The organism is Streptomyces fagopyri (assembly GCF_009498275.1).
GTDB lineage: Bacteria > Actinomycetota > Actinomycetes > Streptomycetales > Streptomycetaceae > Streptomyces > Streptomyces fagopyri.
Genome location: NZ_CP045643.1, coordinates 659457 through 684673, shown reverse-complemented (window position 1 = coordinate 684673; position 25217 = coordinate 659457). Strand labels below are relative to the sequence as shown.

Below are 25217 nucleotides of genomic sequence, written 5' to 3'. Positions count from 1 at the left end.
AGTTCCCCGCCGGCAAGAGGCAGTTGGGCGCCCGCGCCCAGGTCGAGGCACAGCGGACCCCTCGGACGTCCCCACGGCGCACCCCGAACAGCCGCCCGCCACACGCCGCCCGGCATGGGCAATGACTGCCCGCCGGGACGGCGGAGGGAGCGGCGGGACGACCGGCGACGCGCACGGGATCACGCTCGCGACGGTCCGCGCGTACGACGTGATCGCCCACGAGTGCCGGAGCGCCGCCGACACGGTCGGGGCGCGGGAGTCGCCGATGCGCGGGCGACAGCGGTCGGCCCGCGCGAAATGGTGCTCGGCGTGCGGTGGTTCACGGCGGCGGGTCAATCGGCCATGACCCGCCGGCCGAGATCACCCGGAGGGCGGGGCCTCGGCCGCGAGGAACGCCGCGATCCGGTCGAGTGCCGCCCGAGTGGTCTCGGCACCGCGGACGAATGTCGTTCGTATCCAGCGGTCGCCGTCCTCAGGCCGCTGGAAGAACGGGGAACCGGGTGCGACCAGGACACCCGCCGATTCCGCCAGCCGGCGGGAGAGCGTCCGCGCGGGCCAGCCGAGGGCTTCGGTGCCCGCGAAGACGAACCAGCCCCCCTCGGGGGGACGCACCGTGAATCCCAACGAGGACAGACCGGCGACCAGTTCGTCCCGCCGGTCCTGGAACAGCGCCCGGCCGTCCAGTACGTCGGAGGCTTTCAGGGCGGAGGCACCGGACTGCAGGGGATGGTTGGTGCCCACGGTGGTGTGCTCATGAATCCTGCGCAGCACCTCTGTCATCTCCGGGTCGGCGATGCAGTACCCGATACGCCACCCCGTCATCTGCGCCTTCTTGGACAGGCTGCCGACGATCACGCTGGTCGGCCGCGCGCCCGGCATCGCGAGCGGGGACAGGTGCCGGCGCCCGTCGAAGACCGTGCAGTCGTAGACCTCGTCGGTGACGCAGGCGATGCCCCGCTCCTGGCAGAGGTTCATCAGGAGGTCGAGCTCCTGGGCGTCGAAGACCCGCCCGGTGGGGTTGTGCGGCGTGTTCAGCACCACGGCCCGGGTCCGCGGCGAGAGCACGCGCGTCAGCGCCTCCTCCGTCAGGCGCCAGTCGGGTGCCTCCAGCCGGACGAAGCGCGGTACCGCGCCGGCGAGCTCGACGATCCCCGGGTAGAGCTCGAAGTACGGTTCGAACAGCAGGACTTCGTCACCGGGATCGGTGACGGTCAGCAACGCGGTCAGCAACGCCTCCGTGGCGCCCACCGTCACCGTGATCTCGGTGTCCGGATCCACCACGACCCCATGGGTCCGCAGAGCGTCCGCCGCGATCACGGCACGCAACTCGGACAGCCCCGCCGTATCGGCGTACTGGTGCCGGCCCTTGCGCAGGGCTGACACCGCGGCCTCCACGACGGCCGCGGGCGGGTCGCCCGGAGGGATGCCCAGCGCGATGTCCAGCGAGCCGGACCGGCCCAGCCGCTGCAGCTTGGCCAGCTCCATGGGGGCGACCGCCTGCGCCCGCAGCGACGGCTTCACCGGACCGGCGCTCCGGCCGTGATCTCGTAGTACGCGAAACGGAACATGGTGTTGGGCACCGAAAGGACCCGCCGGCAGGTGAGTCCGGCCGCCTCGATGACCTTCAGCCACGGCTCCCGGGGCTGCGGGAAACCTTGTTCGGTGAGCGCGTGGACCAGGAAGAAGTCCGCGTCCACGGAGTCCGTGAACAGTTCGGGCTCGGCGAGAACCAGTACGCTGCCCGGCTTGCTCGCGAGCAGATCCGAGTAGGCGCGCAGCAGTTCGACGACCGCCGCCTCCCCGTCCCGGAAGTGCTCGTGCACGGCACCGACAGCGATGAAGAGGTCGCATTCCCGGGCGGCCTCGGGCCAGTCGTCGGGCGCGAACGCGTCACCGACGACGAAGGACGCCCGGTCGTCGAGCCCCTCCTCCGCCGCCCGTTTCGAGCCCAGCGCCACGGCGTCCTCGGCGATGTCCAGGCCCACCGCCCGCAGGCCGGGGTCCTCCCGGCACAGATCGAGCACCAGGCCCCCCGTTCCGCAGCCGAGGTCCAGCACCCGCTTGGCCTGGTACTTCCCGACCAGTTCGCGGACCACGTTCATGCCGACGCTCCGGAACAACACCTCGCAACGGCGGCCGAGTGCCTCGGTGTCACGCGCCACGTCGGATCCGTACCGGAGGCGTCCGGTGAGGAGTCCCTCGATGCTGCTGAGCACCGGCCCGTAGGCTTCGGCGTAATAGCCGATCACCGCCTCGGGTACCTCCCCGAGCAGGGAGGCGCCACGCGGAGTCAGCCGCCAGGAGTCACCCTGCGACTCGACCAGGCCGCGCACCTGCACGAAGCGCAGCACGTTCCGCGCCAGCTCGGTGTAGCCGCCCGGCGGGACGAGGTCCGCGAGGGGCGTCCACTCGCCGGACAGCCGGGCCGTGACCCCGGCCCGTGCCAGTCCCAGCACCGCGCTGGACAGCACATAGGACGAAGCGAGTTCGGCGGCGCCGGTCGCGGCCACCGCCTTCCACTGCTCCTGCACCGACGCGTCGAGCACCTCGACCGACTCGGTCCTGCTGGACATTGTCACTCCTGTCGTTGAGTGTCCTGGTGGATGTCTGTCGCCGCGCGCCGCGGCCGATGGGTTCACAACCGGGCTCGAATCGCCTCACCGGCACCACGGGTGTCCAGCGAGCCGCCGAGATCCGGGGTGGTCTCCCCGGCTGCCACCGCCTGCGAGATCGCGGCTCGCAGCGCGGCGGCCGCCTCGTGGTGGCCCAGGTCGCCGATGAGCAGCCCGGCGCTGAGGATGGCCCCGACCGGATTGGCGATGTCCTTGCCGGCGATGTCCGGCGCGCTGCCGTGGACCGGCTCGTAGAGGCCGAACCCGCGTTCCGGGTTGAGATTGGCCGACGCGGCCGTGCCGATCCCGCCGGCGACCGCGGACGCGATGTCGCTGAGGATGTCACCGTAGGAGTTGTTGGTCACGATCACATCGAATCCGGTGGGATCGGTGACCATCTGCATGGCGGCGGCGTCGACGTAGAGGTGCCGGGAGGCCTTGTCGGGGTGGCGCGCCGCGGCTGCCCGCCAGCACCGCTGCCACAGACCCCCGCCGAATTCCACCGCGTTCGCCTTGTCCACCATGCACACCTCACGGCGGGCGATGGAGAACGCGTACTCCACGATGCGGGCCGTACCGTGGTAGGTGCTGAGATCGACGTCCAGTGCGATCTCGTGCTCCGAACCGGGGTGCACCGAACCGCCCGCGCCCGTGTAGAGGCCCTCGGTGTTCTCCCTGATGACGATGCAGTCCACCGCCCGCGCGCTGTCCGCCCTGAGCGGGCTCAGCCGGTCGTGGAGCAGCTTCGCCGGGCGGTGGTTGACGTACAGGTCCAACTCGAAGCGCAGACGGAGCAGGACACCGCGCCCGTAGGCCGGCGAGCCGACCCGAGGGTCACCGATCGCCCCGAGCAACACCGAGCGGCTGGACCTCACCCGCTCGAAGTCCTCGTCGCAGAGAGCGACTCCGGTACGGAGGAACGTGTCGGCGTTGACGTGGTCGAGGACGTCGAATTCGAGGCCGAGCTGGAGCCGGTCCAGCGTCAGCATGGCCTGCTCGATCACCTCGGGCCCGATACCGTCGCCTGGAATGACAGTGATGACTGACATGTTCGGTCCTCAGCCGGATTCCGCGGGAACCGGTGCCATGCCGGGCGTCAGCACGGGCAACCAGGGCCGGCGTGATTTCTCGTGGGCGGCGATGTCGGCCTCCCTCGTCAGGGTGGCGGTGATGTCGTCGTGTCCCGCGAGCAGCATCCGCCGTGCGCGCCCGTCGATGTCGAAGTCCCAGCTCCGTCCGCCGGCCGAGACCCGGCAGTGCAGCAGATCGACCGTCGCCTCGAACTCGGCGTCCTCCTCGGCGTGTTGGAGCAGCCAAGCGACATCCGGTTCCGGCAACGTGACCGCCAGCAGACCGTTCTTGAGCGCGTTGCGGCCGAAGATGTCACCGAAGCTGGGCGCTATGACAGCGGCGAAGCCCCAGTCCCGCAGCGCCCAGACGGCATGCTCACGCGAACTGCCGGTGGCGAAGTGCGGGCCCGCCAACAGGACCGTGGCGCCGGACCGTTCGGGCTGTTCCAGGACGAAGCCGGGGTCCGAGCGCCATCTGGCGAACAGCGCGCCGGCGTACCCGGTGCGGTACAGACTCCTGCAGTGTTCGGCGGGGATGATCTGATCGGTGTCCACGTTGCTGCGGGGCAGCGGCAGACACTTCCCGGTGTGGGTGCTCAGCGGTTCCACGGAGGTCTCCTCAAGGCAGGTCTGCGGGGAGGGCGAGCCTGCCGGCCACCGCGGTCGCCGCGGCGATGGCGGGAGACACCAGATGCGTCCGGGCCTGCGGTCCCTGCCGTCCCTCGTAATTGCGATTGCTGGTCGACGCGCAGCGCTGTCTGCCGGGGAGCCGGTCGGAGTTCATGCCCAGGCACATGGAGCAGCCCGGCAGACGCCACTCGGCTCCCGCCCGGGTGAAGACCTCGTTGAGGCCCTCTTCTTCCGCCCGGGTGCGGACATCCATGGAGCCGGGGACCACCAGCACGCGTACGCCGTCGGCGACCCGACGGCCGCGGAGCACGTCCGCGGCGGCTCTGAGGTCCTCCAGGCGGCCGTTGGTGCACGAGCCGATGAAGACGGTGTCGATACCGATCTCCCGCATCGGTGTGCCCGGAACGAGGTCCATGTAGGCGAGCGCCCGTCGCGCCGAAGCCCGTTCCTGCGGGTCGGCGAGGGTCTCGGGATCGGGGACGGCCCCGCCGAGCGGCACCGCCTGGCCGGGATTGGTTCCCCAGGTCACCCAGGGGGTCAGCCCCGACACGTCGACGGTGACGGTACGGTCGAAGAGGGCGGAGGCGTCCGTCGTCAAGGTGCGCCAATGGGCGAGCGCATCCTCCCAGGCCGGTCCCGACGGACTGCCGGGCCGGTCCGCGAGGTAGGCGAAGGTCGTCTCGTCAGGCGCTATCAGCCCGGCTCTGGCACCGGCTTCCACACTGAGGTTGCACATCGTCATACGGCCCTCCATGGAGAGCGAGCGCACCGCCTCGCCGCGGTACTCCACGATGTGGCCGTGCGCGCCGTTGGCGCCGATCTCCGTGATCAGGGCGAGCATCAAGTCCTTGGCGGTGACGCCGTGGGCGGGGGTGCCGGTGAACTCCACCGACATCGTCCTCGGCTGCTGGATCGCCACGGTCTGGGTCGCGAGCACGTGCTCGACATCGCTTGTCCCCACACCGAAGGCGAGCGCACCGAAGGCGCCGTGGGTGGACGTGTGACTGTCTCCGCACACCACGGTCATGCCCGGCTGGACGAGGCCGAGTTCGGGGCCGACGACATGGACCACGCCCTGTCGGCGGTGACCGTGCGGGAACAGACCGACGCCGTGCTCGGCGCAGTTGCGGCGCAGCGCCTGCAACTGCTCCCGGCTGAGCGCGTCGGAGACGGTGAGCGAGTCGGTCGGCACGTTGTGATCCTCGACCGCCAGCGTCAGATCCGGCCTTCGCACCCCGCGGCCGGCCAGCCGCAGCCCGTCGAACGCCTGCGGTGACGTCGCCTCGTGGACCAGGTGCAGGTCGACGTAGAGGAGATCGGGACCGTCCGGCTCCGTGCACACGACCGCGTTCCGCCAGAGCTTGTCGATGAGCGTCGTCGCAGCCGTGCTCACGCCGTGGCTCCGGCGGTCCGCGGCACGCCGAGCCTGTCGGCCAACCGGTCGCGGAGCACGTCCAGTTCGTCGCAGTCGCCGTTCGGCCGGTTCGCGATGTACTCCTCGTACAGCTCGCTCACCAGGCCGTCGTCGGCGGGTATCCCGAGCTGCCCCAGGAGGTGCCGAAGGATCGACCGCCCGGAATGCCGTCCGACGAGCAGGGCGCGTTGACGCCCGAAGCTCTCGGGCCTGATGAATTCGTACGTGACGGGGTTCTGCAGCATGGCCGCCTGGTGAATTCCCGCTTGTGTGGCGAAAGAGTTCGTTCCGAAGATCGCCTTGTTGCGCGGGCGCTCCAGCGAGATGGCGCCGGAGAGGAGTTCGAACGCCTCGTCGAGGAGTTCGGTGCGAACGCCGGTGTCCATGCCGAGTTCGGTGCCCTTGTACGACAGCACCGCCGCCAGTTCCTCCAGCGAGGTGTTCCCGGAGCGCTCGCCGATGCCGGCGAGTGTCGCCTGGACCTCGTCGGCCCCGGCCGCGAGACCGGCCAGAGCGTTGGCCAGGGAGAGGCCGAGATCGTCGTGGCAGTGGGTCGCGAGCACGATGTCACGGGGTACGCAGGCACGCACCGCGGCGATGAGCTCGCCGAACTCCTGGGGAATCGCGAAACCGGTGGTGTCGGCGAGGGTCACGGCCGTGGCCCCGGCCTCCACCGCGGTGCCGACCAGGGCGCGGATCCACTCGTGCTCCCCGCGACTGGCGTCCTCGACCGCGAGGTTGATGTCGACGGCACCCAGGGACCGGGCGTACCGGACGGAGTCGTCGACCTCACTGAGGGCCTGCGCCCTGGTGATGCCACGCTTGTGGCGCAGATGGATGTCGCTGCCGGTGCAGCAGACCTGCACCTGGTGCCGCGGGTTGCCCCCGGCCGCCTCCATCGACAGGCGGATGTCCTCACGCGAGCAGCGGTTGAACGTGGCGAATCCGGCTGTGGTGAGGGATTTCGCGATCAACCGGGTGGCTTCGAAATCAGCCGCGGAGGAGCCGGGATAGCCGGTCTCGACCGTGTCGACTCCGAGTTCCTCAAGTTTCAGAGCGAGCGCCAGCTTCTGCTGGGGGGACATCGCGTTTCCGGGGGCTTGTTCCCCGTCACGAAGCGTGGCGTCAAAAATGCGTATCCGGCGCATTGTTCCTACCGCCGTTCGGGTTGATTACCTGTTCGAGTCCGCGCGGTGCGTCGATCTCCGAGGTCACATCGAATGTAGGGGAATTGAGCGTGGTGTCACAGCGGTCTCGTTCCATTCGCCGCACATTGTCAGGTAAGCGTGCGTGGATTCCGAGCCCTCAGAGCCCGGACCGCTGTTCATCGACGAGAGCCGCGAGCCCGTCCAGGCCCGCGCTGATCTGCTCGGGCTGAAGGAGGCTGTACGACAGACGTATCTGGTGGGTGTGCCGGCGTCCGGCATAGAAATGGTGCATGGGAGTCCAGATCACCCGGTGCTGCCGCGCCGAATGCTCCAGCAGCGTGTCGTCGGTGCGGAACGGCACCGTCAGGACGAGGAAGAACCCGCCGCCGGGTGTGTTCCAGGTGACTCCGGAGCCGGCGGGGAATCGTCGGGCGAGACCGTCCGACATCATCCGCAGGTTGCCACGGTACAGATCCGCCTGCCGCGCGTTGGCGCGGACCAGACTGTGGTCGTTCTCCAGCAGTTTGCCCGCGACGACCGCCTGGGCCAGCGGTGAGGTGTTCACCGTCAGCATGCTTTTGACCTTGGCCAGTTGGTCGGCCAGCAGGCCCAGCCGCCGGCCGGTCCCGTCGGTGACCACCTGGTCGGCGACGACGTACCCGACCCGGGCACCAGGCAGTGCCGTCTTGGCGAACGACCCGAGATAGACGACACGCCGGCCCGTGTCGAGAGCCTTCAGGGTGGGCAACCGCGCGGTGCCCGCGGGAAACAGGCCGTACGGATTGTCCTCCAGCAGGAGCAGATCGAGCCGCGAGGCCAGGTCGAGCAACCGGCGCCGGGTGTCCAGGTCCAGGCTGATCCCCAGCGGATTGGAGAAGTCGGGGATCACGTACAGGGCCCGCGGCCGCAGTCCCTCGGCTCTCGCCCGCCGTACCGTACGGGCGAGGTCGTCGAGGTCCACGCCGTACTCCCCGGCGCGCACCGGCAGCACCGGCAGATCGGCCAGCTGGGCGGCGCCGTTGAGACCGACATAGGTGGGCGACACGGCGAGCACCGCGTCGCGGTCGTCCGTCCGCAGCGCGCGCAGCACCAGGAACATCGCTTCCTGGCAGCCGACGGTGACCACGATGGCCTCCGGGTCGGCCTCGATGCCCTCGTCGACCGTGAGATTCCTGGCCACCAGGTCGTTGATCACGCCCTTGGTACGGCCGTACTGGAAGAGCAGCCGGCGGACCTCCTCCTCGGGCCAACCACGGTCCAGGCTCAAGTGGTCGCAGAAGGCGCGCAGATGACGATGGACCTCCTCGACCTCGAAGAAACCCTCGTAGGGCCGGCCGGCCGCGAAGGAGACCGCGTCCGGGAACCGCTGCGCCACCTCGTTGAGCAGGTTCATGGAGTCCAGCGAGGGGTCGTCGAGGGAACCGTGCAGCGTGTCGATCCGCAAGGCCGCCGGCTCGGCGGCACCGGGGCCCGGGCCCTCCCGCACCGCGGTGGTCATGGTGTTGTTCCCGTGCGAGCCGCGAGGACACCGGCCGGTACCGTCGTGGTGAGCCGGCCGGCCGATGACAGATCCGCGCATCCGGCGAGGGTCATCGCCTGCTCCAGCTCGGTGTGCAACAGGTGAAGCACCTCCGAGGCGCCGTCCCGGCCGCCCGCCGCGAGACCCCACAACGCGGGCCGGCCGACCAGCACTCCCGAGGCACCCAGCGCCAGCGCCTTGAGCACGTCCGTGCCACTGCGGATACCGCTGTCCACCAGGACGGGGCAACGACCGGACACCTCTCGCACCACCGAGGACAGAGCGGTGACGCTCGGCAGCGCACCGTCCAGTTGCCGGCCGCCATGGTTGGAGACCACCATCGCGTCCACCCCGGCGTCGACCGCGCGGGACGCGTCGGCGGGATCCATGATCCCCTTGAGCACCAACGGGAGACCGGTCCGGTCGCGAATCCACTCCAGGTCGGCCCAGCTCAGGGCCGGATCCAGAGCCTCGGCCGTATGCACCATCACGGCCGAACCGCCCGGCTGCTCGCGGTGGGCGGTGGACCCAGGCCCGGCGGCCGGCGATTCGGGCAGGTTCGCGGCGGTCACCGTGTTCGGCAGCGTGAAGGCGTTGCGCATGTCGCGCAGCCGCCGGCCCATCCGGGGAACGTCCACCGTCAGGACGAGCGCGCGACAGCCCGAGGCCTCGGCGCGCTTGATGAGTTCCTCGGTCCGGTCCCGGTCGCGCAGCCAGTAGAGCTGGAACCAGGTCTCGGCGCCCACGCCGGCGATCGCCTCGATGGTCCGACTGCTGAGCATGCTCGCGATGAACACCACTCCGGCGGACCGGGCCGCGCGGGCCAGCGCGAGTTCGCCGTCCGGGTGGACGAGCCGCTGGTACGCCATGGGGGCGACGGCGACCGGCATGGACACCGGGCTGCCGAGCAGTTCGCCGGCGCAGTCGCCGTGCGTGACACCGGTCAGTGCCCGTGGTGTCAGGCACACCTGGTCGAGAGCCGTGCGGTTGGCCCTGAGTGTCGACTCGCTGCCGCTGCCGCCGTCGATGAAGTCCCACACGTGCCTCGGGAGCGCCCGGAACGCCGCCCGCTCGGCATCACCGATGTCGAACAGCGCTCGGGAGCCCGAGGCCGAGGAGATCACGACAGAATCCCGGTCTTGATCCGCTCGGCTTCGACGGCCTCGTACAGTGCCTTGATGTTGCTGCTGCCGAAGGTGCGCGCGCCGAGCCGCTCGATGATCTCCAGGAAGAACGTACGGCGTGGGTGCGTGGACTGCGTGAAGATCTGGAACAGCTGCCCGCCGTGGTCCTCGTCCGCGAGCACGTTGAGCTCCCGCAGATCCTCGGTGGTGTGTCCGGTGGGAGTGAGCCGGCGGCCGAGCAACTCGTAGTAGGAGTCCGGGGTCTGCAGGAACCGCACCCCTCGCTCGCCCAGCGTCGCGACGGTGTGCACCACGTCCTCGGTGCGGAACGCGATGTGCTGGACGCCTTCGCCGAGATGGCTGTCGAGGAAGGCGTCGATCTGGCCGGGATCCCCCGTGGGGTCGGGCTCGATCAGGGTCAGGGTGACGGCGCGCGACTCGCTCTGCACCACCCGGGAACGCATGGCCTGGGTGCCCACGCCGATCTGCTCCTCGAAGACCAGGCGGAAGCCGAGCGCCGACTCGTAGAACTTCACCGCCGCGTCTATGGTCCCGGGATGCAGGCAGACCGCGAAGTGGTCGATGTCGAGCAGTGCCGTGCCGGTGTGCGGGGAGAGGTCCGGGGTGTCCGGGAAGCCGGGGAGGAAGATCTTGTCGCCGGCCCGGTCCGGAGCCTGGACGAAGGTGTGCCGCACATCGCCGAACCCGTGGATCGCGGCTGTGAGAGCGCCGGGGGAGCCCTCCGGCTGTCCGGGCGGAGTCAGGGGCCTGGCACCGCCGTCGACCGCCCGGCCGAACGCGGCGCGCGCGTCGGTGGTGCGCAGGGCGATGTCGGCGACGCCGTCACCGTGTGCCGAGACGTAGGCGTGGGCGGGATGCCCTGCGGAGCGAGGCTCGGTGACCACCAGGACGATGTCCCCCTGGCGCAGGGCGACGGAGAAGTGATCGCTGTGTCCACCCAGCGCCCCCGATGTGGCGAAGGGGTCGAAGCCGTACTCCGCGGCGAACCGGGCGGCCTGCTGCAGGGCGTCGGCCACATAGAACTCGACGTGATTGACCGTCAGGTCGGGGACCACAGCGGGTCGGGAAGCGCGGACCATGGGGGAACTCCTAAAATTCAGTGGCCGATGATCCGGGGTGCGAACCGGAGAGACGGCCGGGTCGTGTGCTCTGCCTCGCGGTGGACCTTCACGCCTTCCCCCTCCACATCACCGGGCAGAACTCCGGATCGGCGTAATCGGGTGTTCCCTCCGGTGTTCGGCGGACCAGGAAGTCATGGTTGTACGAGGCTGTCCCGCCGTCGGGCAGGCGGTATTCCTGGTAGGCGTTCTCGCCGTCCTGAAGGTGCAGGGACACGGCACGCCTCGGCGCGGCGGAACGGTTCTCGCCGCTCCCGTGGTACGTGTGGCTGTGATGGAAGCTGGCGTGCCCCTTGGGGATGATCATGGGCACCTTCCGCACCTCGGTTCCATTGAACCTGGCGTTCCGCGCCAGAATGGATTCGAGGTCGTTCCGGTCGCGGTCGGCGAAGTGCATCGAGGTGACGTTGTCCTCGCTCGCCTCCTGCCACCGGTTGCTGCCGTCGATCATCGTGATCGTCCCCATGCGCTCGTCGCAGTCGTGAAACGGAATGAAAGCGGTGAGCATCCGTTCCGATGCCGACGTGGCCCAGTAGTCTCCGTCGAAGTGCCAGGGGACGATATTGCTCGGCTCGTCCGGGCGCGGCGGCTTGAAGATGAGCGTGGACTGGAATATCCGGATCTCCGTCGCGCCGCAGAGGCGTGCCGCCACCGCTCCCAGCAACGGCTTCCGCAGAGTGGCACCGATGTCGGCGCTCTCGTAGTGGATGTAGTCGTTGTGCCGCTGAACCGGGCCCTTCTCCGGCTTCCAGTAGGCCAGGCGCGGAGGCCGGCCCGGCAGCGGGCGGTCCACACGGCCGGCGTAGAAGGCCTCGCTCGCCGCCTCCAACCGCTCCACCTCCCCGTCGGTGAAGAGTTTCTTCGACAGGTACCACCCGTGTTCCGCGTAGAACTCGACGTCACTGTCCGAGGGGAGGAGTTCGATCTCCTCCTCGGTCAGCGTGAATTCCCATGTGTTCGCCGTCATGCTGATTCCGTCCATGCTTCTAGCGACATCAACTCCGCCAACTCCTTCTCGGCAATCCGGTTGATCTCGCCCCAGGCTCGCTCCACATCGCCACGGACCGTGCGGATATTGCCGATGGACAGCCGCATCACATAGCCGTCGCGGATCACGGCGTGTGACAGGAAAGTGGTTCCCGACGCGTTGACCGCCCTGAGGATCCGGGCATTGAGCGCATCGGTGACTTCTCGTCTCCGGACTTCGGAGAGCCGGTCGTCGTCACGGATCACCTCGGGTTCGTAGCGCAGACACACCAAGGGATAGGACGACGAGACAGGGCACCTCCAGTCGGGATGCCGTGAGACGGACGCCCGCAGCCAGTCCGCGATCCCGACGGACCGGTCGAGCCGGGAGGCCAGACCCGCACGTCCGAAGGACCTGATCACCCACCACAGCTTCAGGGCCCGGAATCCGCGGCCGAGCTGGGGCGACAGGTCCATGAAGTCGCGCGTGTCGCCCTCGTGAGCGGTTCTCAGATACTCGGGCACGAGCCGGAAGGTGTTCGCCAGCGCACCCCGGCGACGGCAGTAGAGCGCGGTGGCGTCCAGTGGCACGAACAGGGTCTTCTGCGGGTTGACCACCAGCGAGTCGCCGACCGCGGGAGCTTCGAGGGTGCCGGCCAGTGACGGCGCGATGCGGTAGAGGCCACCGTACGCGGCGTCCACGTGCAGCCAGACGTCGTGCCTGGCACAGACCTCCGCGATGGGACCGAGGGGATCCGCCGCGCCCACCGAGGTGGTCCCCACCGTCGCCACCACCGCCAACGGCCGCAGCCCGGCGGCCAGGTCGCGCCGGATCGCCTCGTCCAGCAGATCCGGTCGCATGCGGTACCGCTCGTCGGACGGCACCCGGACGACGTTGGCGAGCCCTGTCCCCAGTGTGATCGCGGCCTTCTCGACCGAGCTGTGGGCCTGGTCCGACGTGTAGATGCGCAGCGTCGGCACACCGGGTCCCGCCGTTCCCCGTTCCCTGACGTCGAAGTCGAGAGCGTGGTCCCGCGCGGCCGTCAGGGCGTAGAGATTCGCCAGCGAAGCACCGCTGACCAGGAGGCCGTCCGCGTCCTCCGGGTAGCCGGCCATGCGGGCGATCCAGCGCAGCACCACCTCTTCGAGAGCGGACGCGGCGGGACTGGTCTGCCACAGCATGGAGTTGACGTTCAGTGCCGCCGTCAGGGTCTCCGCCAGGACACCTGGCAGGCTCGCGGAGGTGGGAAAATAGCCGTGGAACGACGGGTGGTTCCATTGCACGAGACCGGGAATCACCTTCTCGCGCGTATCGGCAAGGATGCGCGAGAAGTCCTCACCCGCCTCGGGCAGTTCCGCGTGCAGCGAAGTCCGCAGTTCCCGCGGATCCCGCGGGACGGCCACGGGAATGTCCCGGATGGTCTCGAAGTGCTCCCGGATCAGGGAGATCACCTCACGGCCGTACTCCTCGAAGGCGGCCGGATCCCAATCCCCTGCTTCCTCAGCCATCTTCTCCCCCCAGTTCTCAGGAGCCGCCGTCGGCGGCATCCACGTCCACCGGAAGCTCGGTGAAGTACGTTATCTCGCGAGGCCCGACGCAGTACTTGGCGTAGAAATCGGCGAGGAGAAGCTCCTCGTTCCTGATGAACTCCTCGTGCTCGGACCTGCTCCGCCACGCGTACATCATCCAGATCTCGCCCGGACTGCTCTGACGCTGGAAGAAGCGACCGTGCTCGCACCATCCCGGATCCACGTGAGCCGGCGGCCCGACCAGTTCGTCCATGTCCTGCATGAGTTCCAGGGCCTGACCGGCGAATTCGTCTCTGAGCCGCCAGGTCTCAACTACGGTGACCATTGATTCAGTGCCTCCTGGTCTAGTTCATCAGCCTGTTCACGCACTGCGGAGAACTGGGATTCTTCCGAGATTCCGACTCCGAGATGATCCGTGTCCGAGATTACGCTGCGCGCCTCACCCGGCGAATGGCCAGAATCCATCTCAGGCTCATTGGGCGGTAACCGCTCCGGTCCCGGAGGCGTACCTTTCCGGTGGCGGGGAGGAGGCCACGGCGGGCATCACGTGCCGGGCCACCAGTTCGACGGTCTGCCAGTCGATCGGCGGCCGGACCCCGAGCACGAAGTCCGTGACGCCCAGTTCGCGGAATCGAAGCAGGTCGGCGACACACTGTTCGGGCGTCCCGAACGTCACGTACTCGTCCAGCAGCGGCGAGTCCGCGGGGAGACGTCGCAGCAGTTCGGCCTTGCGGGCCCTCGCCTCCCGCTCGTCCTCGGCCAGTACCGCCCGGAAGGTGACGGACCTGCGGATCTCCTCCGGGGCTCGACCGACCGCGGCGCAATGCCGCGCGAGCGCCTCGCACTTGCGCCGATAGGACTCGGGGGTGCCGGCCAGTGTGTTCCAGATATCGGCGTGCTCGGCCACGATCCGCAGCAGCCGCCGTTCGCCGTCGCCGCCTATCACCAGCGGAATCCTCGGCTGCACGGGCTTGGGCGCCAAATGGGCCGAACTCAGCTGGACATACCGCCCGGAGAAGTCGGAGACCTCCTCCGTCCACAGCGCCCGCGTCACCCGGCACGCCTCGTCCAGCAGATCCATACGCGCTCCGGCCGGAGGGAACGGAATGCCGTACTGCGTGTAGCCGAGATCGGGGCCCGCCGCGCCCAGGCCGAACTCCAGGCGCCCGCCGGAGATGTGGTCGATGGTCGCGGCCATGACGGCCGCGACCGCCGGGTGACGCCAGGTGGGGGCGGAGACCAGCAGGGCGCACCGGATGCGGCTGGTCCGAGCCGCCAGCGCGGCCAGCAGCGTCATCCCGTCGAGGCAGGGACCGCCGGGGCCGCCCAGCGGAGGCCTGAAGTGGTCGAAGACGGACGCCCATTGATACCCGAGTGCCTCGGCGCGCTGCCACAGCTCCAGGGATTCCCCGAACGTGTGGTTCTGCTGGCCGGAATGGACACCGAACCGGACGGCTTCACCGTGTACCGGCATCGGGACCCTCCGTCCGGAGCGTCGCCCGGAGGGCTTCGGTGATGGTGCGCACGCTTTCGAAGGTGTCGCGGTGCATCGCGTCCGCGGGGAACCGTACGGAGAACGTGTCCTCGAGTGCGACCAGCAGGCTCACCAGTTCCAGCGACCCGAGCCGGAGCGTGTGGAGCTCGCTGTCGGGACTTGACAGCTCAGCGGCCCGTTCCTCGGGCAGTACACGCCGGACGATCTGGGTCACGGTGGCGAGAGTCGGGTCCATGTCTGGCCTCCTCAGCGGATCAGGAACTCGTGCGTCGTCCGGTGCCGGTAGACCTCGCCCGGATCGAGCCGTGAGAAGGGCGAGGCGTTGCGGCCGGGCGGGTCGGGGAGGGCGCCGGCTTCCAGACAGAGGCCGGCGCGCGGACGGTCGGTGAATTTGTCCGCCGAGTACACGCCCAGACCCGGCTGGTCGGTGGTCACCCTCATGGCGCGCCCGCCGGCCGGGTCGTACAGTTCCGCGGCCCAGGCCGGGTCGTCGAGCACGAAGCAGTTGTCGATCAGGGCATCCCCGATCGGGCGCGGTTCGCGGTAGTCGAGCGCGGTACCGGCGATGGGGGCGGGCGGTCCGGGGAGCGGCACCAGATCACCGTCGAACACCATGGCCCGATCGGCGTTGACGGCGAGCCGCTGCTGGTCCACGGTGCCCGAACCGGCCAGATTCCAGAAGGCGTGGTTGGTCAGCCCTACCACCGTGGGGGCCGTCGAGGTGGCCTGGTACTCGAAGGTGAGCCGCCGGTGGCGGTCCACGCGGTAGATCACCTCGGCGGACAGCGTCCCCGGATAGCCCTGGTCACCGTCGGGGGTGACCAGGCTGAGGTGGAGGAGCAGTTCGTCGTCCCGGCGCTCGGCGTCGGCCTCCCACACATAGCGGTCGAACCCGATGCCGCCGCCGTGCACATGGTGCTTGCCCTCGTTCCGGTCGAGCTCGTGCTCGACGCCGTCCAGCCGGATCGTCCCGTCTCCGACGACCCGGCAGTAGCGTCCGAGCGTCGCCCCGACGTAGGGGTTGCGTCGCCTGTCCTGGTAGCTGCTCAGATCCGGGAGCCGGACCACGGTGTTGTCGACCCGGCCGGAGCGATCCGGTGTCAGGACCTCGATCGTGGACGCTCCGTAGGTCCAGACCACCACGGTGAGGCCCTCGCCCGTGTCCAGGGTGTAGGAGTCGACGGGGGTCGGGGACTGGCCGGCGTGCCCCCGAGTGCTGCCCACCGTCTCCTTCCGAATGTTCATCGGCTCTCCTCCGACCTGGCGGCCGGGCCAGGTCCGAAGCTCTTCTGGAGGCGCACGGTGCGACGTCCCGCAGCGTCCGTCAGGACGTCGCCGTGCCGGCGGAAGCCGAGCAGTTCCAGCAGCTTCACGGTGCCGGCCAGATCCGGATTTGCCTCGGACCGTAGGGCGTCGGCGCCTCGGGCCGAGGCCAGTTCCGCGGCGCGGCGCACACAGGTCGCCCCGGTCGGCGCGCTGTCGGCCAGCAACCGCGGCGCGACGGCGAGACGACCGAGGTAGGCCGGCCTGACCGCCGGTGGAAAGGCGTCCGCGGCCAGGGTGAACGGCGGGTCCCAGGACAGGGTGAACATCCCGGCGACCTCACCGTCGTGACGCAGCAGGTGGACCTCGCCCGAGCGGACCCGGCGTTCGGTCGTGCCGGTGTTCCGTACGGGGGCCGGCGACCCGTACCGCCGCGCCTGGTACGCGTCGCAGGCGCGGAGCAGGGCGTGCACCTCGTCCGGGTCCTCGGCCGTTTCCCAGGTCCAGTCCACGGCCGTGCTCCCGGTCATCGCTCCGGCCCCGGGCGGCGGACCGTGACGGTCTTGGGCCGCTGGTAGTCGGACAGCGCGAGCACGCTCAGATCGGTGCCGTGCCCCGAGCCTCGGCGCCCGCCGTGCGGAAGCTCCGGGGTCTGCTCCAGGTGGCAGTTCACCCAGACCTCCCCGGCGTCGAGTGAACCCGCCAGGGCCAGGGCCGTGTCCACCGACGCGCTCCACACACTGGCGCCGAGGGCCTGCGGGACGCCGTTGGCCATCGCGACCGCTTCGTCGTGCCCGGCCACCGCCTGGACGGTCAGCACCGGTCCGAAGATCTCCTCCTGGACGGCGGGGTCCTGGGGCGGCAGGTCTGCCAGGATCTGGCCCGGACGCCAGTACCCGCCGGCCTCGCCGGGCCGCGTGGCGATGTCGCCGACGTGCCGGACACCGGCCGCGCTGCTCTCCAGGACCCGGTCGTACCGGGCCGCCTGGTCCGGGTTGTTGAGCGGACCGAAGTCCGTTCCGGCGGATCGGGCCGCCATCGCCTTCGCCAGGCCCTCGACGACCTCCTCGTAGTTCTCGCGCAGGGTGATGACCCGGGCGGGGGAGGCGCAGCTCTGGCCGGCGTTGTAGGTGCAGGCCTGGACGAGTGCCCGGTACGTGTCCTCGTCCGCGTCGGGGAGCACCACCGCGGGGCCGTTGCCGCCCAGTTCCAGGCTCACCCGGCGCAGGCCCGCCCTCCGCACCACGTCCAGGCCTCCCGCGGTGCTTCCGGTGAAGGCCACCGCGTCCACGGGGGTGCCGACCAGCAGACGCCCGGTCTCCCGGTCTCCCGGCACCACGGTCAGAACCCCCGGCCCGAGGATCTCCTCGCAGTACCGGCCGAGCGTCAAGGCCGAGTCGGGTGTGGTCTCGGCAGGCTTGACGACCACGGTGTTCCCGGCCGCGAGAGCCGGCGCGGCCCGCCACATGGTCATCAGGAACGGATAGTTCCAGGGCACGATCGCGGCGACCACGCCCAGCGGTTCCCACCGGACCCAGCTCTCGCGTCCGGGCAGCAGATGGCCGGCGGCCGGGCTGGTCCCGGTCCGCAGGGCCCCCGCGAAGAAGCGCAGTACATCGGCGCTCTGCTCGACCTCGCCCCGGGCCTCCGCCTCGGGTTTGCCGGTACCGGCCCGCTCGGCGGCGACGTACTCGTCGGCGTGGTCCTCGATCGAGTCCGCGAGCCGGAGCAGCAGCCGGGACCGCCGTGCCGGGGTCAGTGCCGCCCAGGCCGGTTGTGCCTGCCGGGCGCGGGCCGCCGCGCCGGCCACCGTGTGTGCGTCGCTGACCGGTATCTCCTGCCGCTGGATCCCGGTACGCGGGTCGGTCAGCCTGGTCGTGTCCTGTCGCAAGGACATGGGGACTCCTGTCCTGGAGCGCGGTGTGTGTCGTCGTACACCGGCCCCGCTGTCGCGTCTGCTTCTCATGACGGCGGGAGCTGCTCGATGGCCGTCAGGGCTGTGTGTCGGGTCCGGAGCCCATCAGCTGCCGGGTGAGTTCGGGTCGCAGGACCTTGCCGGTCCGTGTCCGTGGGATCGCTTCGAGTCTCGCCACCCGGCTGGGGTGCACCGCGGGCGAGAAGACGGCGGACAGGGCCGGGCGGAGGTCGACGTCCGACGTGCCGGGCGCCAGTACCACCGCGGCCACGATCTCCTCGCCGAGGAACCGGTGGGGCACGGCGACCGCGGCGGCGTCCACCACCAGGGGGACCGACCGCAGGACGCGGTCCATCTCGTCGAGGGACACCGATTCTCCGCGTACCTTCGCGATGTTCTTCCGTCTGCCGGTGATGACGAGGAAGGTCCGGCCGGTCTCCGCGTCCACGTGGTGAAAGCCGGTGTCGCCGGAGTGGAACCAGCCGCCGGCGAACGCCCGCGCCGTCGCCTCCGGGTTGCCGGCGTACCGCGTCATGACATTGGTCCCGCGCATGCAGATCTCACCCGTCTCCCCGGGCGCGGCACGATCACCGCGGTCGGTCAGCACGGCCACGTCGTTGCCGGGGAAGGGGGTGCCGATCGACGGGATGTCGGTGTCCAGCATCATGCGGCGGTAGGTGTCCTCAGGAAGGTCCGCCGGCATGGTCGTGGAGAAGTTGGTCGTCTCGGTGAGGCCGTAGCCCTGCAGGACGCGGGCTCCCACCTGGCGCGCCATCGCCCGCGCGGTCGCCGCGGTCAACGGCGCGGCAGCCGTGACGAAGTAGTCGAAGGTGGACGGCAGGGTCGGCTGCCGGACGGCGAGCATCGTTTCGAGGATGCTCGGGACCACGCTCGCCATACGGGGCCGGAACCGTTCGACGAGCTCCGGATAGCCGAACGGATCGAACTCGCGGGCCAGGACCAGATGCGCCCCGGCCGTCAGCGTTCCGAAGACGGTGAAGTGCAGTCCGTTGACATGGTGGACCGGCAGGCAGCCCAGCAGGCGGTCACCGGGCCGCAGGGCGTGGTGGCGGACCAGGGCGTCCGCGTTCGCAGCCGCGTTGTAGTGCGACTGGGCGACGAGCTTGGCGGCGGCCGTCGAACCCGAGGTCCCGAAGAACAGCGCGTCCGACCACGGGTCGAGGGGAGCGGAGGTCGGGTGCGCCGCTGCCGCGTCCGTGCGCGAGTGGGGAGCCGTCGGCAGTTCGACAGCCTCCGTGAGGACCGTGTCCGCGACGGAAGGGGACCTGAGGACCGCCTTGGCCGTGAGCCGGCCGGTCTGCTGCCGCAGGCGGTCCGGCGGGTCACCGGGGTTGAGCAACAGCACCGCGCAGCCGGAGCGCTGAAGGGCGAAGAGGGCCGCGATCGAGAGGGCGTCGTTGGCGGGCAGCAGCGCGGCGACGTCGCCGGCGCCGACACCCACCGTCCGCGCGATCCACGCGCCCACCTGACGGCTGAGCAGGTCGAACTCGCGGTAGGAGAGCGTGTGTTCCTCCCCCTTCTCGGAGAAGGTGGTGAGAAAGGGATCGTCGCCCCGGGCACGGGCACGCGCGGCGAGCCGGCCGGGCATGGTGGCCCCGGTGCTCAGGGAGGGGCCGAAGGCGACGCCGCCGTAGGTGTGGACGCGCTCGAAGTCCTCCTGCCGAACGCCTTCGGGCGCAATCACCGCAGTCATCGGTCAGCCGAACCGGTGCGGGGAGTGTGTGCAGCCCAGAGACTCCAACTCCTCGCCGCCGTCGGCCGAGAGGTCACAGATCAGGCAGTGGATGGAACCGAACGGGTTGAGCAGGGCGGCGTAGGCGGTCAGCGACTGCCGGTCCTCGCTGTCCAGAGCCCGGTGAGGTGTACCGATCGAGAGGATCGTGTGGTCGGTGATCGCCCCCACCGCGTGGACGACCGAACCGTCGACCATGTACGCCCGCCCCGGACCGGTCGGCACGATCTGACCGTTCACCGAGATGGTGCCCTCGCCCGCCAGGACGAACAGCAGGTGGTCCCCGGGGTGGGTGTGCGGGGCGAACCCCTCACCGGCGGGTACATGGAGGATGTCCGCTCCCAGGTGTCCGTTGGACAGCAGCGAACGCCCGGTGGCGGCACTGGTCTTGGCCACCTTCGTCGGGCCCGGCACCGACTCGATGCCGAGGCGCTGGGTCGCTCCCTCGGATCCCAGGTCGTCGGCCCAGTCGCAGATCAGCAGCGGCGTGGTGCCGGTGTCCGGGCTCTGGGTCCGCTGGCTGTCGAGGACCGCGCTGATCCGGTCGGCCTTGCGCTGCCGGCATACCGGATCCGGGTCCTGGAGGGCCTCCTCCAGTCGCTGTAGCAGCGTTGTCGCTAGGGTTTTCTCTACTGTATCGCTCACGTCAGCCCTTTCCAGCACGCCGGAACTTCTGATACAGGTTCCTCGGCAAATGGAAAGCGGGGCCGTCCACAGCCCTGCTCCTCGGGAAGGCAAGATTTGCCCTTCTCGCTGCTGCCACGATAGGGCGATTGCGTGGTACCGGTGCAAGGGCCGGAGAATTCCTCCTTCCACTGTCAGGTCGTTGGCCGCCCATAGCATCTGACCACTCATTACCCGACGGTTACCGGAGAATGAGACAGGGGGATTGTCTGGGCGACCGCGCCGCATACCTTGAATACGGCGACGGCGTTTTACGAGCCTCACGGGCCAGGTTGCCCGATCCACCGCCCTGTGCCGGAGCGCCGTTCACCGGTCGAGGAATTCGGAGCGCAGCAGATGATGCAAGGAATTTTTGTGAGCCGGCCCACAGACGCGCATATCGCTTCCAGGGCGAATCTTCTGGAAGGTGGCTCCGAGCTCGCACCGCCCTTGGTGCCCGTCCCGGAGGTGCGCGCGGAGGACTTCTCCGGCCGGGCGCTCGACGACTTCCTCGGGCGGCTGGGCGAGGCCGGGCTGGCCGGGCTGCTGCTCGATCGGCCCCTCTCGGACGAGGGCTTCCGCGCCTTCGGAGAGGCGCTGGGCACCCCACTGCCGGAAACCGACCCCGCCGTGCTCCCCAACGTCTCGCTGGACGTCGTGCTCAACCTCGTCGGCGAACGGTCCCGGACCGAGAACGTGTCCCTGCAGCCGTTCGCCGCCAACCCCCTGTCCCTGCACACCGAGGGCAGTGGCCGGCCGGTGGCGGAGCAGCCCCGCTACATCGTGCTGATGTGCTGCGATCCGGGGGACGACAGGGTCGCGGCCCAGACCGTGCTGGCCCCGATGGACGCGATCGGGAGCCGGCTCACACCCCCTGACCTGGAAACGCTGTCCCGGACGAGGTACCGGCGCAATCCCCAGGGGCCCCCGATCCTCAGGAACATCGACGGACGGCAGGTCTTCTCCTTCCGGGACTTCCTCGAGGAGTCACTGGAGTGGACGTACGGCGGCACCGACAGCGGGACCGGCACCGCGCCCGACACGGTCGACAGCGCGCTGCGTGCCCTGCTGACGGCCATGTACGCGCCGGGCGGCCACTCCGGTGTGCGATGGGAGCGCGGTCTGCTCCTGGTCATCGACAACACCTTCTACTTCCACGGCAGGAGAGCCGGCACATTCTCCGTCCCCGCCCGGCGCCGCCACCTCAAGCGCCTCCGGATCAAGTAGCGCCCGTGTCCCAAGGAGAAGGCATGCAGCTTTTCGCCGCTGTCCCCAGACCCCGGCTCAGCGTCGTCCCCGAGGAGGCCCGCCACGCCGCCGCCCTCTCGCACTCGGCCGACGGCGTTCGCCGCACCTTCGATCCCGGTGTCGACGAACGGGCCCTCGAAGTGTTCTCGCGGGCCCGCGACCCCCGTGATCCCTTCGAGCTGCGGGATCTGTGGCTGGGGCGGATCGAGCACGAGCTGGGGCAGCACTCGCACCGGCCCTGGCTCGCACAGAAGTGGCGGACCGCGCGGCAGCACCGTGTGGCCGACCCGGCCGAGGTCCTCTCGTCCCGCGCCACGGTGCGATTCGTCAAGGAGATGTTCAACTGGTACTTCCGTGACGACCTGTACGGGGACCTCCACTCGGACAGCCATCTCATCCTGTCCAGCGGATCGGTCGACGAAGAGCGATGGGGCCTGCCGTCCGCGTTGAAACACGCCGTCCAATTCGCCCTGGACCGGGACTGGTACGGGTACTCGGACTCACGAGGGCGGGTCCCGGCCCGCGAGGCCATCGCGGCGTACGAGACCGCCCGCATCACCGGGGCCGGGTACACCGCCGACAACGTGGCGATGACCATGGGCGGAACCTTCGCCATCAGCTCTCTGGCCGACTTCATCCTGCACAACGCCCCGGATCTCGGGGAGCCCGTGCTCTGCGGCACCCCGAACTATCCACCGCTGGTGGAGTCCATCGCACGGCGGCGAGAGGTACGGCTCGTACCGCTCCCCTGCGAGGACGGCCAGATGTCACTGGGTCCGCTCATCGCGGCACTCACCCCGAACACCCCCATGGTCATGCTCCAGACCGCGGCCAATCCCACCGGTGCCGTCGTGTCCGAGCGGGAACTGACCGAACTGATCCGCGCCGCCGCACCCACGACGATGATCGTGCTGGACGAGTGTCATGAGTGGCTCGGCCCGTCCGAGTCACGATCGGCCGCACGCGCCGCCCCGAACGTCATCCGCGTGTCGAGCCTGTCCAAGGCATGGTCGGCGCCCGGCCTGAAGATCGGCTGGTTCCTCGCGGACCAGGACTTCGTCTCCGAGTACTACGAGTACGCCTCGACGGCCTTCGGCGGCCCGCCGTCCTTCTTCTACACCCTGGTGGAGGTCGTGGCCCGGATGGAACGCTGGCTGCTCGAAGGGGTGGGTACCCCGGGAGCCGGCCAGGCCGCCGAGTTCGAGAAGGCGTACGAGATAGACCTGGACCGATTGCAGAGCGCCTATCAGACATACCGGAGCGAGCGGCTCCTCAGACAGGAGTCCCTGACCACCCTGCGTGAGGCGACCACCACTCGCCTCAGCGATGCCTCGGGAGCGGTGATCGTGCCGCGCTGCTCCATCAACACCACGGTGGAGTTCGCCGGTTGGACGGACTCCTACCTGTGCTTCCGCGACATCCTGCGCGAGACGGGTGTCTCCGTGTTCCCCACCATCCTGACCTTCGGCCTGTCCGGGGGAGCGGTCCGGGTCACCACCGCGCGCCCCTGGGACCAGCTGTCCGACGCGATCACCCGCATCGGCTCCTATCTCGCGGTGCCCGTGGGATGACCGGGAGGGAAGCAGACATGACCGAGCTTTTCCACGTCGACGGCCACAAGACCATTCTGGGGATGGTCCATCTCAAGCCTCTGCCCGGGACCCCGTTCCATTCCGAGGGCAGCCTCCGGGAGATCCTCGATGACGCCGTCCGCTCCGCGACCGCCCTGCGGGACGGAGGCGCGGACGGCTGCCTGATCCAGACGGTGGACCGGGTCTACAGCGTCAAGGACGAGTCCGACCCGGCCCGCACCGCCGCCATGGCTCTCATCGTGCGGGCGGTCGTCGAGTCCACCCACGGGAACGGCTTCCGGGTCGGCGTCCAACTGATGCGCAATGCCGTACGGGCGTCCCTGGCGGTGGCCAAGGTGACCGGAGCCGACTTCGTCCGTGCCGGGTCGCTGGTGGGGGCCACACTCACCGCGCAGGGCCTGGTGCAGGCCGACCCGCTGGACGTCATGGAGTACCGCCGGAAGATCAACGCGCAGGACGTGGCGATCGTCGCGGACGCGGACTCGATGCACTTCAGCTGGCTGGGCGGCGGCAGGCCCACCGGCCGCGTGGTCAAGGACGCGCAGCAGGCGGGCGCCACCGCGGTCTGCGTCTCCCACGCCGAGGAGCAGCGGATGTTCGACATGGTCGCCTCGGCCCGCGCGTCCGCGCCGGCCGTGCCCGTACTGCTCGCCGGCAACACCACCCACGAGAACGCGGCGCGACTGCTGGCCGTCGCGGACGGAGCCTTCGTGGGCACCTGTCTGGAACGGGACGGCTGGGGAGGCCTCATCGACATCGACCGGGTGAAGGCGTACGTGGAGATCGTCCGAGGCTTGGAGCGGTGACCACACCATGACCGTGCCCACGTCGCAGGACAGCAGAGGGGGACACACCCGTGGAGGCGCTTGAACCCGAGGTGATGCTGCGCCAGGTCGGCAGCCTCGCCGACGATCTGAGGGAACTCGTCGGCCCGGTGAGCCGCCGGAGGGACGCCTTGTTCGCCTCGGCGGACTGGGCGTCGGTGGGATCGGTCCACCTCGTCGGTGACGGCGACTCCTACTACGCCGCCCAGGCGACGGAACTGGCGTTCCGCTCGCTCGCGGGGACCAGTTGCGTAGCGACGGCCGCGCTCGGATTTCTGGAGTACGAGGCTCCGTGGCTGCGTCTGGCCGGTCCCGGCAGACCCCTGGTCGTCGGCATCTCGTCCTCGGGTTCCACACCCCGGGTCGTCCAGTCGGTCACCCGGGCACGGCAGCACGGCGCGCTGACCCTCGCGCTGACCGGCGTGCCCGGCAGCCCGTTGACGCAGGCCGCCGACCACACGCTCCCGCTCGGCCTGTCTCGGCCCGAGAGATCCCCCGGGATCCGTACGTATCAGGCCAGTCTGCTGGGTCTGTTGCTGCTGGCGGTACGGCTCGGAGAGGCCCGGGGCCGGCACTCCGCGGATGAGACGCGGGACTTGGACCGGGAGCTGGCCTCGTTGCACGAGGGCCTCGCCGCCACCGTCGAGCTGCTGGGCGACCGGTGCCGGGATGTCGCGGCCGTGGTCGGCGACGCACCCGTGGTGGTGATGGCCGGCAGTGGGCCGGGGTTCGGCACCGCCTCGTTCTGTGCCGCCAAACTCATCGAGGGCGCCGGTGTCTTCGCCCGCGGTCAGGACCTGGAGGAGTGGCACCACGTGGAGCGGTTCGCCACGCCCCACGACATGCCCGTGTTCGTCATCGCGCCACCGGGCCGCTCCCACTGGCGAGCGGTGGAGATCGCGGCCAAGGCCCGGGAACTCGGCAGGCGGGTCATCGCCGTGACGCACCGGGACGACGTGGAGGTGGTCCGGCACGCGAGTGCCGTGCTGCCCGTGGCGGTGTGCTCCCGAGAGGAGTTCTCACCCTTGCTCTACCACCCTTTCTCCGCGCTGCTCGCCTGTCGTACGGCACAACTCCTGGGGCGTACGCCGTTCCGCGCCGGACCGGCCGCCGCCGAGTCCGCCCGACGCTGACCGGCCCCGGCCCGTGACGGACCCTCATGGCGGCACGCCCGGCACCGAGTCCGGGGCGGCCGGGATACGACATCGCGGTGGCGGTGCGAGAGGTGCGCCGAGGGCGTGGCACGCGGACCGGCCACCGCGGGCCGCTACCGCGCTACTTGGTCGCACCCGGCGCCGGCAGCGCTCGATCG

General features: G+C 69.9%; 23 protein-coding genes. 4 read left to right on the top strand and 19 right to left on the bottom strand.

Going from position 1 to position 25217, the window contains the following annotated elements:
• Nucleotides 1-360: 360 nt before the first annotated feature.
• The 19 genes from GFH48_RS02875 to GFH48_RS02785 all read right to left on the bottom strand — a co-directional run bounded on the left by GFH48_RS02875 (nucleotide 361) and on the right by GFH48_RS02785 (nucleotide 20223).
• Entirely contained in the window at nucleotides 361-1521 is a 1161-nt protein-coding gene (locus tag GFH48_RS02875) for a pyridoxal phosphate-dependent aminotransferase (RefSeq protein ID WP_228120304.1), read from the bottom strand.
• Nucleotides 1518-2573 (bottom strand): SAM-dependent methyltransferase, encoded by a 1056-nt coding sequence (locus GFH48_RS02870; RefSeq protein WP_153286721.1) that lies wholly within the window; start codon nucleotides 2571-2573, stop codon nucleotides 1518-1520. Before GFH48_RS02870 ends, GFH48_RS02875 begins: the two co-directional genes overlap by 4 nt.
• Nucleotides 2574-2635: 62 nt before the next feature.
• Complete coding sequence (locus GFH48_RS02865) at nucleotides 2636-3661, bottom strand: isocitrate/isopropylmalate dehydrogenase family protein (RefSeq protein ID WP_153286720.1); 1026 nt, start codon at nucleotides 3659-3661, stop codon at nucleotides 2636-2638.
• A gap of 9 nt (nucleotides 3662-3670) precedes the next feature.
• A complete protein-coding gene (gene leuD / locus GFH48_RS02860; protein ID WP_153286719.1) occupies nucleotides 3671-4291 on the bottom strand; it encodes a 3-isopropylmalate dehydratase small subunit in 621 nt (206 codons plus the stop codon).
• 10 nt (nucleotides 4292-4301) lie between these two features.
• Nucleotides 4302-5705 carry a 3-isopropylmalate dehydratase large subunit gene (gene leuC, locus GFH48_RS02855; RefSeq protein ID WP_153286718.1) on the bottom strand — a complete coding sequence of 468 codons (1404 nt, stop codon included), beginning with the start codon at nucleotides 5703-5705 and terminating at the stop codon, nucleotides 4302-4304.
• Complete coding sequence (locus GFH48_RS02850; RefSeq protein ID WP_153286717.1) at nucleotides 5702-6874, bottom strand: LeuA family protein; 1173 nt, start codon at nucleotides 6872-6874, stop codon at nucleotides 5702-5704. Before GFH48_RS02850 ends, leuC begins: the two co-directional genes overlap by 4 nt.
• 157 nt (nucleotides 6875-7031) lie before the next feature.
• Nucleotides 7032-8372 (bottom strand): aminotransferase-like domain-containing protein, encoded by a 1341-nt coding sequence (locus tag GFH48_RS02845; RefSeq protein ID WP_153286716.1) that lies wholly within the window; start codon nucleotides 8370-8372, stop codon nucleotides 7032-7034.
• On the bottom strand, nucleotides 8369-9517 hold the full coding sequence (locus GFH48_RS02840; RefSeq protein WP_153286715.1) for an alpha-hydroxy acid oxidase: 1149 nt from the start codon (nucleotides 9515-9517) through the stop codon (nucleotides 8369-8371). Before GFH48_RS02840 ends, GFH48_RS02845 begins: the two co-directional genes overlap by 4 nt.
• Nucleotides 9514-10617: a 4-hydroxyphenylpyruvate dioxygenase gene (hppD, locus tag GFH48_RS02835; protein WP_153286714.1), complete on the bottom strand. Its 1104-nt coding sequence runs from the start codon at nucleotides 10615-10617 to the stop codon at nucleotides 9514-9516. The genes GFH48_RS02840 and hppD overlap by 4 nt, the downstream gene beginning before the upstream one ends.
• An 88-nt stretch (nucleotides 10618-10705) precedes the next feature.
• Complete coding sequence (locus GFH48_RS02830; protein WP_153286713.1) at nucleotides 10706-11623, bottom strand: phytanoyl-CoA dioxygenase family protein; 918 nt, start codon at nucleotides 11621-11623, stop codon at nucleotides 10706-10708.
• Nucleotides 11620-13131, bottom strand: a complete 1512-nt coding sequence (locus tag GFH48_RS02825; RefSeq protein ID WP_194280476.1) for a pyridoxal phosphate-dependent decarboxylase family protein — start codon at nucleotides 13129-13131, stop codon at nucleotides 11620-11622. Before GFH48_RS02825 ends, GFH48_RS02830 begins: the two co-directional genes overlap by 4 nt.
• Nucleotides 13132-13147: 16 nt before the next feature.
• Nucleotides 13148-13477 carry a hypothetical protein gene (locus GFH48_RS02820; RefSeq protein WP_153286711.1) on the bottom strand — a complete coding sequence of 110 codons (330 nt, stop codon included), beginning with the start codon at nucleotides 13475-13477 and terminating at the stop codon, nucleotides 13148-13150.
• Between the two features lie 147 nt (nucleotides 13478-13624).
• On the bottom strand, nucleotides 13625-14626 hold the full coding sequence (locus GFH48_RS02815; RefSeq protein WP_153286710.1) for an LLM class flavin-dependent oxidoreductase: 1002 nt from the start codon (nucleotides 14624-14626) through the stop codon (nucleotides 13625-13627).
• On the bottom strand, nucleotides 14610-14882 hold the full coding sequence (locus GFH48_RS02810) for a phosphopantetheine-binding protein (protein WP_153286709.1): 273 nt from the start codon (nucleotides 14880-14882) through the stop codon (nucleotides 14610-14612). Before GFH48_RS02810 ends, GFH48_RS02815 begins: the two co-directional genes overlap by 17 nt.
• Nucleotides 14883-14893: 11 nt before the next feature.
• Complete coding sequence (locus tag GFH48_RS02805; RefSeq protein ID WP_153286708.1) at nucleotides 14894-15892, bottom strand: aldose epimerase family protein; 999 nt, start codon at nucleotides 15890-15892, stop codon at nucleotides 14894-14896.
• Nucleotides 15889-16440, bottom strand: coding sequence for a hypothetical protein (locus GFH48_RS02800; RefSeq protein ID WP_228120296.1), 552 nt, complete (start codon nucleotides 16438-16440; stop codon nucleotides 15889-15891). The genes GFH48_RS02805 and GFH48_RS02800 overlap by 4 nt, the downstream gene beginning before the upstream one ends.
• Complete coding sequence (locus tag GFH48_RS02795) at nucleotides 16437-17807, bottom strand: aldehyde dehydrogenase family protein (protein ID WP_153286707.1); 1371 nt, start codon at nucleotides 17805-17807, stop codon at nucleotides 16437-16439. Before GFH48_RS02795 ends, GFH48_RS02800 begins: the two co-directional genes overlap by 4 nt.
• A gap of 94 nt (nucleotides 17808-17901) precedes the next feature.
• Nucleotides 17902-19539 carry a class I adenylate-forming enzyme family protein gene (locus GFH48_RS02790; protein ID WP_153286706.1) on the bottom strand — a complete coding sequence of 546 codons (1638 nt, stop codon included), beginning with the start codon at nucleotides 19537-19539 and terminating at the stop codon, nucleotides 17902-17904.
• Nucleotides 19540-19542: 3 nt separating this feature from the next.
• Nucleotides 19543-20223 carry a cupin domain-containing protein gene (locus tag GFH48_RS02785; RefSeq protein ID WP_194280475.1) on the bottom strand — a complete coding sequence of 227 codons (681 nt, stop codon included), beginning with the start codon at nucleotides 20221-20223 and terminating at the stop codon, nucleotides 19543-19545.
• A 393-nt stretch (nucleotides 20224-20616) separates the two neighbouring features.
• On the opposite strand from GFH48_RS02785, the gene GFH48_RS02780 reads away from it, so the two are divergent.
• Genes GFH48_RS02780 through GFH48_RS02765 form a run of 4 tightly spaced genes read left to right on the top strand, consistent with a single transcriptional unit; the run spans nucleotide 20617 to nucleotide 25038 of the window.
• The gene (locus tag GFH48_RS02780; RefSeq protein ID WP_194280474.1) at nucleotides 20617-21468 is read left to right on the top strand and encodes a TauD/TfdA family dioxygenase; all 852 of its coding nucleotides are present in this window, start codon (nucleotides 20617-20619) and stop codon (nucleotides 21466-21468) included.
• 23 nt (nucleotides 21469-21491) lie between these two features.
• Entirely contained in the window at nucleotides 21492-23060 is a 1569-nt protein-coding gene (locus tag GFH48_RS02775) for a pyridoxal phosphate-dependent aminotransferase (protein ID WP_153286703.1), read from the top strand.
• A gap of 17 nt (nucleotides 23061-23077) precedes the next feature.
• Nucleotides 23078-23887, top strand: coding sequence for a BtpA/SgcQ family protein (locus GFH48_RS02770; RefSeq protein WP_153286702.1), 810 nt, complete (start codon nucleotides 23078-23080; stop codon nucleotides 23885-23887).
• Between the two features lie 50 nt (nucleotides 23888-23937).
• Nucleotides 23938-25038, top strand: a complete 1101-nt coding sequence (locus GFH48_RS02765) for an SIS domain-containing protein (protein ID WP_153286701.1) — start codon at nucleotides 23938-23940, stop codon at nucleotides 25036-25038.
• The last annotated feature ends 179 nt before the right edge of the window (nucleotides 25039-25217 follow it).